Source organism: Desulfosporosinus lacus DSM 15449 (assembly GCF_900129935.1).
Classification (GTDB): Bacteria; Bacillota; Desulfitobacteriia; order Desulfitobacteriales; family Desulfitobacteriaceae; genus Desulfosporosinus; species Desulfosporosinus lacus.
The window spans coordinates 44,973-58,312 of the sequence record NZ_FQXJ01000007.1 but is presented as its reverse complement, the minus strand read 5'-3'; the positions used below and the strand labels follow the sequence as shown (position 1 = coordinate 58,312).

The window sequence follows — 13,340 nt, the reverse complement described above, 5'->3', positions numbered from 1 at the left end:
CGGCGTCTTGACTCATGCTTTCGGACGATATATTTTGAGTAAACTTTTTATGAAACAGTTCCCACTAGGATAACACGATTTACTAAGCCGTACTAAACTTATAATTTAAACATTGTTACACTGCCCTGAAAATCTGTTGCCATTTGGGCAAGGGAGGTTGCTGACCTACGAATTTCCTCCATGGAAGCACTCTGTTCTTCAGTACCTGCGACCACATTTTCTAGGCTACCTGATATTTCTTTAGGAATATTTGCAACATCGAAGATTGATGCAACAATAGTCTCCGTATTTGCCCCAACTTTCTGAACCACATCGGCTACAGCTTGTGCCTGTTTCGAAAAGTCATTGACTCCTTGCAATATATCTCGGAATGCTTCGCCAGCCGAATTGACCATTGTAATCCCTTCATGTACTGCAACAGTTCCATCATTCATTGTCATGACTGCTTTCGTTGTTTCCTTTTGAATTTCATCAATCAAAGCACTGATCTTTCCAGCCGCATCACTTGATTGTTCGGCAAGCTTTCGGACCTCTTCTGCAACAACAGCAAACCCTCTTCCCTGCTCCCCTGCTCGCGCTGCTTCAATTGCCGCATTCAAGGCCAGTAGATTTGTTTGAGCGGCAATATTGGTAATTAGCGCTACTATTTGACCAATTTCTCCAGATTTATCCCCAAGGATATTTACAACATCGGCGGCTTCAGTGACTTTATCTCCGATTGATTGCATCTCATTGACCGCTTTTCTAACTACGCTATTACCTATAGCAGCCTTTTCTGATGTTTGCCGAGACCCTTCTGTAACCTTTTGGATATCCTGAGTTATCATTTGCATATGCACAGAAACTTGTTGAGCTGAATCTGCCGTAGCATCAACACCCGCCAGTTTTTGCTTTACCCCATCAGATACCTCCTGAATGGAGTATACTATTTGTTCAGTTGTTCTGCTGCCCTCATCCGCACTTGCTGTCAGCTCTTCCGCCGAGGCCGCTAATTGTTGAGAGCTATTAACAATTTCTTCAATGATTCCCTTGAAATTGCCCATCATTTTGTTGAGATTCTCGGTCATTTGTCCGAATTCATCATTCGAACGAACGACTATATTTTGGCTGAGATCCCCTTGAACAATAGCCGCTGCAAATTGATTAACCGTTTTTATATTTTTAACGATATATCGACTATATAAGAAAAGTACTGTGCCAGTTACGATAATTGCCAGCCCAATGAGAATCAACATCCGATTTAATAAAGCCTTTAGCGGAGCTAATAAGTCAGTCTCCGAAACATCAATTGCGAGAATCCAGCCAAACTCCGGAACTTCTTCATAATAAACCTGCCTAGCCCCGTTGTCATTGTATCCAAACGTCCCGGTTTTCTCAACCATCATGTTCTTGGCTGCTTCCTGCAAGCTAAGGTTCTCTTCTTCGGTAATTTTGACCTTCATGATCTTTTCTGGGTTGGGATTCGCCAGATACATTCCTTCTTTATTTAAAAGATAAATATCTGATTCGATATCTAAGTGAATATCCGTTATTAATTTTTGCAGAGTGATAAAATCGATCCCACCTGTAATAGTGCCCTTAAAGTTCCCATTATCATCATAAAATGGGACGTTATCAGTTAATATAGTAGCATTGGTACCCTCATCATAATATGGATCAGTCCAAATTGATTTTCCTGATATCCCTTTACTGATGGTATACCAAGGTTTAGTAGGAAAGTCATATTTAGGGTCAGCAAATTCATTCGTAAACACTACTTTACCATCTTTATCCTTATACACATAGGGACCAAAGTATTGAGTTTCCTTATTATAGGCATAAGGTTCATACCAAACACCCGCTCCAAACGTAACATTATTAGCTGTTATGATTTTCTTTAGTAAACTAGCGTACTCGTCAGCAGTTATTCCATTTCCAACGGATTCTACAGTGCGTGCTAAGCCTTGAAGCAACGTATCATGGGCTGTTAATTGTTTCTCAATATCATTGATCGTTCCATTTAACTGAGCAGTCATTTTATTTTGAATCTCATCTTTTAGCAGAGTCTCTGAATACTTGTAGCTAACCACGGACATGGCCACTAGAGTTAATAATACCAGGGGTAATATTGTCAGCATGGTCTTTCCACCAACAGTCGAACCATTAAATAATCTTTTAAACATATCCTTCATCTCCATTCATATGTATAATCAAATATTATGCTACACCGACCTACCGCATAAAGACAGACATTTATTTTTCAGATTTATCCCTCCAATCGCGCTAAGACAAAAATGCCTACCTGCCGAGCTTTCAGCAGATAGACATTTAGAAAGTATACTCTGCAACCTGGCTTATCGATTGTACAAAGAACTCCTCAGACCCGTTGCTTGCGTCCCTACCTTTCGATAGGTTTGAGAATTAAATTATGAATTTCCTGATTTTTTTAGTTCATTCGACAAAAAAGATTATTTTCCTTTTATTTCAGGTTAATCAATTCTTATACCCCCTATAACTAAATAAACTAACAAAAAAGGCAACATGACAAGTTGCCATATCGCCAAAAGAGATTCTTATTATTACTTGGTAAAACCAACCGTGGCAAGACTGAACCGGCCACACCAAGGTGTAATCCAAATCTGCCTAACCCTTTTCAACTGTTCTATTTCTAGCCCTTCTTTAAAAACTGCTGAATTCGCTGTACCGCTTCCTGCAGTACGCTTTCATCTTGAACCAAAGCTACCCTTACAAATCCTTCGCCATGTTCCCCAAAGGCCACCCCCGGGACGACAATCACCCCGGCTTCCCGAGCCAAATCCATGGCAAAGGATACTGAGTCTTGTTCTGTAGGAACAGGTGCCCAGACAAACATAGAACCTTGTGGCAACGGCATTTTCCACCCTGCTAAAGCACAACCTTCAATTAAAAGATCCCGTCGTCTCTGATATGCACTCTGATTCTCTTCAATCGATTCTTGTCCATTATTGAGCGCATAAGCGCCCGCAGTCAATACTGGAGCGAAGACACCATAATCAATATTTGACTTGAGTTGTGATAGGGTCCCGATGACATCCGCATTTCCCACGGCGAAACCCAACCTAGCTCCCGCAAGATTATATGTCTTTGAAACAGAATGGAACTCAATTCCGACCTCTTTTGCCCCTCGGGCTTGTAAAAAGCTTACAGGCTTAAAACCCTCAAACGCCAGTTCGGAATATGCTGCATCATGACAGATCAGCAGATCATACTCTTTTGCAAAATCTACAACCTTTTCAAAAAAGGATAGATTTGCCACAGCTGCCGTTGGGTTGTTGGGATAATTCAAAAACATAAGCTTCGCCTTGCGGGCCAGATCCGGATCAATCTGCTTTAAGTCAGGTAAGTATCCATTCTCCTCCAGAAGCGGGATAGCAACTTTCTTCCCTCCCGCCAACATTAAACCAGCCGTATAAATTGGATATCCCGGATCAGGAATAAAGGCTAGATCACCAGGATCGATATAAGCTAAAAAAATGTGAGCCAGACCATCCTGAGAACCCATTAGAGGCAAAACCTCCGTTTCGGGATTCAAAGTAACTCCAAACCGTTCTTGATACCACTCGGCACAGACCTTTCGAAATTCTTCTGTCCCGCGGGTTAAGGTATATCCATATTGGTTATCATCAAGAACTGCCTGACTCAAAACATTACGAATTTCCAGGGCCGGGGCACGGTCTGGACTTCCAATACTAAGATTAATCAGATTATTTCCCGCTTTTTCCAATTCTCTTTTCAAATTATCCATTTCTGTAAAGACAGAGGCGCCTAAACTTTCCAGACGTATTGATGGCATTTGCATTCTTACACTCCGTTCTGTATTCTTATCTTAATAACTATAGCTCTCAAATCACTTTCTTATAGCTAAACAGAAGCAAAAATAGTCTCTTACTAGTTTAGCATTAATTTAATCAATAAATGCCTACTTATTTTATCACGTTAACTGCACGCTCATAAAGCAAAATCAACAAATTTCCTTACGTCCTTTCACCGGAAGAACTGAATGACCCATAAAATTATGCTATAATATTAGAAATTATTTTATTTGAGAATACTTTGATTTAAAGCTATGTGTATTAAGAAGGGAGATCAAATCAAGTTATGGCACTAATGAATGAGAATTATCTAAGGTTGCCTGGAAGTTATTTGTTTTCAGAAATTGCTCGCAGGGTGACACAATTCAAAAACGAAAACCCGCATGCAGATATTATTAGATTAGGGATTGGGGATGTAACCCGTCCACTTCCTCCTGCAGTCATAGAGGCAATGAAAAAAGCTGTCGACGAAATGGGGAACGCTGAAACCTTCAGAGGGTACGGACCAGAGCAAGGGTATGACTTTTTGATCGAAAAAATCATAGAAAACGATTATAAAACCCGAGGAGTAGATTTCTCTCTTGATGAAGTCTATGTCAGCGATGGAGCAAAGAGTGATACCGCAAACTTTCAAGAGATTTTTGGTGTTGGCAATGTCATGGCGGTCACTGATCCGGTCTATCCTGTTTACGTTGACAGTAACGTGATGGCAGGACGTACAGGGAATTTCAATGCTGAGAAAGGACAGTATGAAAGTATTGTCTATCTGCCGTGTACCGAAGAAAATGGAATGAAACCCGCCTTTCCTACGACTCATGTAGATATGATTTACCTTTGCTTTCCAAACAATCCGACAGGGATGACCTTAAACAGAGCAGAGCTAAAACAATGGGTTGACTACGCACGAGAGAATAAATCGATAATTTTGTACGACTCTGCTTATGAAGCTTACATACGTGAAGAAGAAGTTCCACGCACCATCTATGAGATCGAGGGTGCTCGTGAAGTTGCAGTAGAGTTCCGAAGCTTCTCCAAGACAGCGGGCTTCACCGGAACACGTTGCGCATATACAGTTGTACCAAAGGAAGTTATGGTCTATGATTCCGAGGGTAACCAGCATAGCCTAAATAAGCTATGGCTAAGAAGGCAGACCACAAAGTTCAATGGAGTCTCTTATCCTGTGCAAGCCGCTGCAGCAGCGATTTACACTCCGGAAGGGAAAAAACAGGTCAAAGAAACTATTGACTACTATATGGAAAATGCTCGGATCATCCGAGAAGGTCTAACCAAGGCGGGCTATGAAGTATTTGGCGGGATTAATGCCCCCTACATCTGGATGAAAACCCCCAATAAAATGGGCTCCTGGGAGTTCTTCGACAAGCTCATGAAAGAAGCAAATGTAATTGGAACACCAGGAGCAGGCTTTGGCGCTAACGGCGAAGGATACTTTCGGCTAACGGCCTTTGGAACCCGAGAAAATACGGAAAAAGCTATCGAACGAATTAAGACGAAAATGAGTGGTTAATTAAAATACCCTGTCGCTGGGTCTATCCAAGCGACAGGGTATTTATTATCATGATTATTTTTTAATTACCTCAGGTTCTGCATATTCTACTCCTAAAGTGCTGGTGCTATTGTTTAGTTAACTTAGTTATAGGACTCTCTCACTGAAGCAAAGATGTATTCACCTACAATATAAATCTATTTCACAAGTATTTAGGGGACTTCCTCGATCTCCCTTCCCCTAATCTAAATTCTTCTTAAACTTCTTAGCTGCAATTCCCACCAAGATAATCGCAAACGCACATAAGATGAGTGTGTCCTGCCAAAGATACTCCATCCCTACCCCTTTTAGGAAGATTCCTCGCACGATTTCCAGAAAATAAGTTAACGGAAATAATCCACCCAAAATCTTTAAGAAAATCGGCATAGTTTCCCGTGGAAAGATGAAACCAGACAATAAAATAGAAGGCAAGATTAAGATGAACGTCATTTGCATCGCCTGAAGCTGAGTTCTGGCGATACTGGAAATCAATAGCCCAATGGCTAGAATGGTAAACAAAAAAATAGTGGATAAGAGTACTAAAAGTGGAATGCTTCCTGCTGGCATTACTCCGAACCAAAAAATTCCGGTAGCTAGGATTAAGGTTAGAGAGACAAACCCGATAAACACAAACGGAAGCAACTTGCCCAGCAGCAATTCAAGAGAACGAATAGGAGTCACCACCACTTGTTCCATGGTACCGCGTTCCTTTTCTCTCACAATCGAAAATGAGGTTAACATTGCAATTACATTTTGTAAGATCAAACCAATTAGGGCTGGAATGTTAAAGACCATTGATTTCATATCCGGATTATACCAGACTCTGGTCTCAATATTAAGCGGCATGTTCGTACCCGCAGTTGCACCCTTAGCGGCCAGACGTACTCCTTGAATCTCCAGAGATTTATTGAGACCAAGCATCTGAACCGCAGACATAGCAGCCCGAGCAATGGTAGGATCAGACCCGTCCACTAAAATCTGTACATCAGCCTGTCCGTTATCCTTTTGTAATTCTTTGCCAAAATCAGGCGGGATTATAACCGCCACTCGTGCCTTACCGCTATCCAGATAACCTTCGATCTGCTCATATCCTTGGACATAAGCATCAGGGTCTAAATATTGAGTGTTACGTATTGAGGTAATAAACTCTCTGCTGTCTGCAGTCTGAGATTGATCCCAAACCACGGTAGACAGATGGTCGACATCCGTATTGACGGCATAACCAAACAGGAGGAGCATTCCTATTGGCATGGCAATAGCCATTATTAAGCTGGCACGGTCTCGTCGAATATGAAGGAATTCCTTTCTTAGTACTGCTAAAAAACGCACCCAAGAAAATCTTCCCACTAGCCTCGCCCTCCTTTCTTAAGGGCGAGATTACGAGGATCATCAGAGGCCTCGTTTTCAACATAATAAATGAAGAGATCATCCAAATTATCTTTAGCCTCTTTCTCTTTCATTTCATCAGGGGAACCAAAGGCGATTAAGTGCCCATAAAAGACAAAACCCAAGTAATCACACGTTGCAGCTTCATCCATATAGTGAGTGCTGACTAGAATCGTCATTCCCTCTTTCGCTAACTGATGAATCAAATCCAAAAAAATTCGCCTTGAAACCGGATCTACCCCAGCCGTCGGTTCATCAAGAATGAGTAGTTGGGGACTATGCAATAAAGCACAAGCCAAGGCCACTCTTTGTTTCCAACCGCCCGAGAGAGAAGAGACTAATTGGCTGGTTCGCTCAACTAAACCAATCCGTTCAATGACCCGAGTTTTCTGTTCCTTAGCCATTTTTCCTTGCAAGCTGTAAACCCCTGCATAGAAATCAAGATTTTCTCTCACGGTCAGATCGTCGTAAAGACTAAACTTTTGGGACATATAGCCAATACGCTGTTTGATTTCCTCTGGTTGAGTCAAGACGTCATAGCCCAGCACCGTAGCTCGACCCTCTGTGGGCACTAAAACTCCGCATAGCATCCGAATAAGCGTTGTCTTTCCCGCGCCGTTGGGCCCGACGAAACCCATTATTGCTCCGGCAGGAAGTTGGAAGCTCACCCCTTGAACCGCTGTATACGTGCCAAACCGTTTGACTAAACCCTGGCAGTCAATTGCTAAATTCATTCTGTCTCACTCCTTTACTCCAGGGTTACATCTGCTGGCATGCCTGCTTTCAACTGTTCTTTACCTTCTGTAATGGTTATTTTGATAGCATAAACTGTCGTGGTCCGTTCTTCCTTTGTTTGCACATTTTTTGGAGTGAATTCTGCTTGATTACTGATATATTGGATTTGTCCTTTGAATGTCTTATCAGGGTAGGCATCCGCTAAAATAGAAACCGTCCCGCCCATTTGTATCTGACCGAGCTTGGCTCCCGGAATATATATTTTGATCCACAAATCATTGGGATCCAGAATCGTTACCAGAGTTGTGCCAGGATTGACTACTTGACCTATCTCAGCATTCTGATAGAGAACCTGACCACCGGCTAAACTCTTAATAGTAAGTTTGTTTAAACCCAATTCTGCCGTTTTAACTGACTGAGCCGCAATATCAACAGCCGCTCTCTGAGCCTGAATGGTCGGCTGTGTGTAACCAGCGAGAGCTTGATCGAGACTGGCCTGCGTGGCATCGACGCTTGCTTGGGCGCTCTGATACTGGGCCTTTAAAGTATCGAGTTTATTTTGCTGACCATCCACGACCTGTTTACTAATGGCGCCACTCTCATAGAGTTTTTGATTAGCCGCCAGATTATCTTCCTCAAATTTAAGACTTGGTTCCAAGGCAGCTAGATTAGCCTTCGCCTGGCTCACCAGGTGCTCGAGCCGACGGATTTCCTCCGCCCGCGCTCCTCCCAAGAGATCGTTGAGTTTGGCCTGCGCCTGAGCCTGTTGGCTCTTCGCGATTTCCAAGGAAATCTTAGCCTGACTGTCGTCAAGTTTAGCAATGATATCCCCCGAATTAATAATCTCGCCTTCACTCACTAATAACTCTGTTATCTTGCCACCCAGCTCTGGTTGCACCGGAAGTTCAGTTCCTTCAATCGTACCTGAATAAATGTTTGATTCTGTTGAGCGGTCTAAAAAGCGCTCTCCCAAGATCGACAGCGCAATAAGAACTAGAATAACGACTACGACAACCGCTTTTTTTCTCATATTTTCTCTCCTCCGCTCCTTGAACTTAAACCATTGGTGTTCCTCTTTCTTATCCTCAGTCCTTAAGTTTTAGCTTCCTTAACCATCAACCCATGTAAAAAAATCTCCAGCGTTTGATCTGTTGCCTCTTCTATTGTGTTTTCCGGGGATAAACCTGGAAAAACATGATTGAATACCCCGTAAAATAAAACCATTCCCATAAAAGTTCGCATCACAGAGGGAAATGGGACGGGTTTAAAAACCCCTTGTTTAACCCCTTTTTCAAACCATGGCTGAACAATATTTATACCCTGTCCTAGAATCCCATTTGAGAGGGCTTCTCTAACTTCGTCATGGTACTGTGCTTCAGCAAACATAAAGCGAACAAGACCGTCATTTTCTTTAATGAACTCCATGCGATTCTTCATGAAACACCGAAAAAATTCTACAGGATCTTTGTGTTTCTTATCTAGAGAGATAATCCCCTCAAGGATTTTCGGACTCAGAACAGCAATCAGCAATTCCTTCTTGGTGGCAAAATGACGAAAAATAGTTCCTTCAGCAACACCTGCTCCTCGGGCAATTTCCGCAGTTGTTGAGCCGTTATAGCCCTTTTCAGTGAAGATATTGAGAGCTGCTTCAAGGATATCTTGGCGCCGCTCTTCTGCCGTTTTCTTTCTGCGGATTTCCGGTTGTTTAGTTTCTTGCTTTGACTTCATAAGACCTCCGAAAATTAAGATTTGATTAAATATTAATGAGTGATTACTCACTTACATTTATTCTACCTATTTTTTAATTTTTGTCAATCATAATTATTTCCTTTGTTTAACTTACCCCATCACATCTTTTGTTATCTGGAAGTTATCAGCATAAATCTCCGCACACATAAAAAAACGCACATTAGATTAACGTGCGTCCAAAGAATCCTATAAGCTTATTTACAACATTTCAATTGATTTATCCACTTCAATTAATTCAATCTCAGACCTCTCAAACAACGTCCTCTTTACTAGACTCTAATTTACTCTTAATCCAACTCACAATCTCAGTCGAGGTTGCACCAGGTGTAAATAAGGCCTCAGCATGTCCCGCCTCTATCAGGGAAACAATGTCCTCCTCAGGAATCGTTCCTCCGCCCATTAGTAGAATGTCTTCAGCATTCTGCTCTTTCAGTAATTCCTTGATTCTTGGAAAGATCGTCATGTGTGCTCCGGATAAAACACTGACTCCAATTAAGTCGACATCTTCCTGAATCGCTGCTTCCACTATTTGTTCTGGGGTTTGATGCAATCCAGAGTAGATGACTTCCATTCCAGCATCACGCAACATGCGGGCGATAACTTTGGCACCCCGGTCATGGCCGTCCAATCCCGGCTTACCCACTAGGACACGTATTCGAGTCTTATTCATAACGTTCCCTCCCACACTGTACTAAAATACGGCTTGTTCCCGATACTCCCCAAAGATTTCCTTGAGGACTGCTATCATCTCTCCCTCAGTAGCATAGGCCCGAACTGCGTCCATAATCTTGGGAATCAGATTATCGCTTCCTTGAGCGGCAACCTTCAAATCGTCCAGTGTCGTCTGTACCCTGATGTTATCCCTGCTTTGTTTTAAAGCTTTAACCCTGTTTACTTGGGCTCGCTCGACTTCAGGGTCAATCTTTAACAAATCGATCTTATCCTTTTCCTCGTTGATAAAATCATTAATACCAACAATAATCCGGTCTTTGCTTTCAATCTCTTGTTGATAGCGGTAAGCTGCATCTGCAATTTCCTGCTGAAAGAAATTCTCTTGAATGGCGCCCAAAACCCCGCCTAGCTCATCGATTTTACGGAAATACTCTTCTGCGCCTTCTTCCATTTGATTGGTAAAGGTCTCCACGAAATAAGAACCTGCCAATGGATCAATAGTATTCACAACGCCTGTTTCATAGGCCAAAACCTGCTGAGTTCGAAGTGCTATCTGAACCGCCTTTTCCGAGGGCAATGCTAAGACTTCATCCATAGAATTAGTATGCAACGACTGAGTTCCTCCTAGGACGGCAGCCATTGCCTGATAGGCGGTTCGCACAATGTTGTTTTCTGGCTGTGGACCTGTCAGGGAACACCCGGCAGTTTGGGTATGGAACCGCATGAGCAGACTTTCTTCCTTTTTAGCCCCATATTTCTCTTTCATGTGGCGTGCCCAGATCCGACGCGCCGCTCGATATTTCGCAATCTCTTCGAAGAAATCCGTATGGGAATTAAAGAAGAAGGACAAACGCGGAGCAAAGTCATCCACATCCAAACCAGCTTTAATGCCTGCCTCAACATAAGCAAATCCATCCGCAAGGGTGAACGCCAGTTCTTGCAGTGCTGTTGCTCCGGCCTCCCGAATGTGATAGCCGCTGATACTAATGGTATTCCACTTTGGAACATTTTCCTTAGCAAACCCAAAAATATCAGTAATAAGACGCATAGAGGGATCTGGCGGGAAAATCCAAGACTTTTGGGCAATATATTCCTTTAAAATATCATTTTGAATTGTACCTGTTAACTTATGGGCGGGGATACCTTGTTTCTCCGCAGCCACAACATACATTGACCAAATGATGGAAGCCGGCGCATTGATAGTCATGGATGTACTTACTTTATCAAGTGAAATATCTTGAAACAGGATTTCCATATCCTGTAGGGAATCTATGGCAACTCCGACCCGACCGACCTCTCCGTAAGCACGTGGATGGTCCGAATCGTACCCCATGATCGTCGGCATATCAAAAGCTACACTTAAGCCAGTTTGCCCTTGGCTTAGCAGATACTTATATCGTTCATTCGATTCTACAGCTGTGGCAAATCCTGCAAACATTCGCATAGTCCACAGTCGCCCACGGTACATATTTGGCCGGACCCCGCGGGTATAAGGATACTCGCCCGGATTACCCAAGTCACGTTCGTAATCAATCTCCGCAGCATTTCCGGGTCCGTAAAGTGGATCAATTGGAACGCTAGAAACTGTAAAGAACGGACCCTTTCGCTCCCTCTGAGCGTCATATTTCGCTTTCCAACGCAAGAAGTTTTCACTCATCCCATTTATCCCCCTTTAAAACGCTCTTCCCATAACATCTGAGCTAATTGGTAAGGATCATCCTGATGCAATATTACCCTTTCTTCTCGGGCTTCTTCCCAAACTATTTCATACAATGCACGCATTTTGTCTTCCCAATGACGCCAAACTTCCTGACGCAGACGTTCCTTGCGTCGCTCATCTCTTTGCCCGGATTCCAGCATGTAACACTGATGTGCTTCAATCTTCTCGTACAAGCTCTCTACTCCAGTTTCTGTAATAACACTGGTGAGAACGACGGGTGGGCGCCAAGGCCTTGTATCTCCATTTAAGTTTAACATCATCTCTATGTCATTCTTCATTCGATCGGCCCCAGGTAAATCGGCTTTATTCACGACAAAGACATCCGCTACTTCCATAATTCCTGCTTTGATAGCCTGAATTCCATCCCCTGTTCCAGGATTAAGTACTACCACGACAGTATCTGCCATTTGCATAATTTCCAGTTCAGATTGACCGACACCAACTGTTTCTAAAAGAAGTCGCCCATACCCTCCACCTTCCAAAATACGTAATACATCGGAGGTTGAACGCGTAACCCCCCCTAAATGCCCCCGGGTCCCCATGCTGCGGATAAATACGTCACGATCGGTTCCATGTGCCTGCATTCGAATCCTGTCGCCCAAAATAGCCCCGCCAGTATAAGGGCTGCTAGGATCTACCGCTACGATCCCTACCCTTTCGTCCCTAGCGCGGTAAAGTTTTGTCAAAGCCTCAACCAACGAGCTTTTTCCTGCTCCTGGAGGACCGGTTATTCCTACTACCATTTTTTGTCCGGTTTTTTTTAATACAGAACGCATGATATGCGCTCGCTCTATGTCATCTTCGACCCAAGAAATGAGTTTAGCGGTTGCTCTTCTATCTTGTTCAAACGATCGTGCTATCCATTGATCCAGTACTTCTTTGCTCAAAATTCCATCCCTTCCTTTGCCTGGACCCCTCGTTGGTAAGCATGTCGAAGCTCAGTCATCTCAGTTACAGTGTCAGCAATTTCAATTATTTCTGGTGCTGCATAACGCCCAGTCATTACCAAATTAAGACGCGGCGGCTTTTGCTTGACTAAATCTATAACTTGAGCAACAGATACTAACTTAAAGGCAACAGCGACAAGTAGTTCGTCAAGAACAACAAGGTCAAATGTATCCTCTTCAAACCATTTACGTGCTAGCTCAAGACCCTCCTGCGCCATCTTAATATCAATTGGATCTGGAAACTCGTAGGAGACAAAGGATTCCTGTCCCGATTGAACCAATGTAAAATTACGTAACATAGTGGCAAACTTTACCTCACCGTAATCCTTACTTCCCTTCATAAATTGAAGAAAGCCCACGTTTTGGTTATGTCCAAGGGCTCTCATACTCAACCCTAAAGACGCGGTGGTCTTACCTTTGCCATTTCCGGTATAAACTAGTGTAAGTCCTGACATAACTGTTGTTAACCTCCTTTCCTTCCAATGGTTTTGCTTCCTCCTTCTTCTTCTGCCGCCCTAAACAAATTGTTTCCCACTCTATTCTGAATATATTGAATTATCATGCAATTAATGTGCCAGTAGACTCAATTAATAAAGCGAATGTTCTGTCTCTTTAACGCCAAGGGTTAAGGCCCTCTCGCCTAAAAGAATCCCAACGATACATATTTCATTAAATGTATACAATTATTTACATATACCACATAAGAACTCGTCGACTTGAGTAAGTATCCTTACTTTAGGAAATGTCAACCAATGAAT

At 42.8% G+C, this 13,340-nt stretch carries 11 protein-coding genes; 1 reads left to right on the top strand and 10 read right to left on the bottom strand.

What is annotated here, in order from left to right; all coding sequences use genetic code 11:
• Positions 1 to 98: 98 nt before the first annotated feature.
• Positions 99 to 2,162, bottom strand: coding sequence for a methyl-accepting chemotaxis protein (locus BUB11_RS10930; protein ID WP_073029797.1), 2,064 nt, complete (start codon positions 2,160 to 2,162; stop codon positions 99 to 101).
• A gap of 485 nt (positions 2,163 to 2,647) precedes the next feature.
• Positions 2,648 to 3,817 (bottom strand): aminotransferase class I/II-fold pyridoxal phosphate-dependent enzyme, encoded by a 1,170-nt coding sequence (locus BUB11_RS10925; protein WP_200797904.1) that lies wholly within the window; start codon positions 3,815 to 3,817, stop codon positions 2,648 to 2,650.
• Between the two features lie 299 nt (positions 3,818 to 4,116).
• On the opposite strand from BUB11_RS10925, the gene BUB11_RS10920 reads away from it, so the two are divergent.
• A complete protein-coding gene (locus tag BUB11_RS10920) occupies positions 4,117 to 5,355 on the top strand; it encodes an LL-diaminopimelate aminotransferase (RefSeq protein WP_073029796.1) in 1,239 nt (412 codons plus the stop codon).
• Positions 5,356 to 5,574: 219 nt separating this feature from the next.
• Here BUB11_RS10920 and BUB11_RS10915 read toward each other — a convergent pair whose 3' ends face one another.
• From BUB11_RS10915 to BUB11_RS10880, 8 genes are all read right to left on the bottom strand, one after another.
• On the bottom strand, positions 5,575 to 6,720 hold the full coding sequence (locus BUB11_RS10915; protein ID WP_073029795.1) for an ABC transporter permease: 1,146 nt from the start codon (positions 6,718 to 6,720) through the stop codon (positions 5,575 to 5,577).
• Positions 6,720 to 7,493, bottom strand: coding sequence for an ABC transporter ATP-binding protein (locus BUB11_RS10910; RefSeq protein WP_073029794.1), 774 nt, complete (start codon positions 7,491 to 7,493; stop codon positions 6,720 to 6,722). Before BUB11_RS10910 ends, BUB11_RS10915 begins: the two co-directional genes overlap by 1 nt.
• A gap of 14 nt (positions 7,494 to 7,507) precedes the next feature.
• Positions 7,508 to 8,524: an HlyD family secretion protein gene (locus BUB11_RS10905; RefSeq protein WP_073029793.1), complete on the bottom strand. Its 1,017-nt coding sequence runs from the start codon at positions 8,522 to 8,524 to the stop codon at positions 7,508 to 7,510.
• A 62-nt stretch (positions 8,525 to 8,586) separates the two neighbouring features.
• On the bottom strand, positions 8,587 to 9,222 hold the full coding sequence (locus tag BUB11_RS10900) for a TetR/AcrR family transcriptional regulator (RefSeq protein WP_073029792.1): 636 nt from the start codon (positions 9,220 to 9,222) through the stop codon (positions 8,587 to 8,589).
• A gap of 271 nt (positions 9,223 to 9,493) precedes the next feature.
• Complete coding sequence (locus BUB11_RS10895; protein WP_073029791.1) at positions 9,494 to 9,913, bottom strand: cobalamin B12-binding domain-containing protein; 420 nt, start codon at positions 9,911 to 9,913, stop codon at positions 9,494 to 9,496.
• A gap of 21 nt (positions 9,914 to 9,934) precedes the next feature.
• Positions 9,935 to 11,572: an acyl-CoA mutase large subunit family protein gene (locus BUB11_RS10890; RefSeq protein WP_073029790.1), complete on the bottom strand. Its 1,638-nt coding sequence runs from the start codon at positions 11,570 to 11,572 to the stop codon at positions 9,935 to 9,937.
• A 5-nt stretch (positions 11,573 to 11,577) separates the two neighbouring features.
• Positions 11,578 to 12,522: a methylmalonyl Co-A mutase-associated GTPase MeaB gene (gene meaB, locus BUB11_RS10885; protein ID WP_073029789.1), complete on the bottom strand. Its 945-nt coding sequence runs from the start codon at positions 12,520 to 12,522 to the stop codon at positions 11,578 to 11,580.
• Positions 12,519 to 13,037, bottom strand: a complete 519-nt coding sequence (locus BUB11_RS10880) for a cob(I)yrinic acid a,c-diamide adenosyltransferase (protein WP_084110250.1) — start codon at positions 13,035 to 13,037, stop codon at positions 12,519 to 12,521. Before BUB11_RS10880 ends, meaB begins: the two co-directional genes overlap by 4 nt.
• Between the last annotated feature and the right edge of the window lie 303 nt (positions 13,038 to 13,340).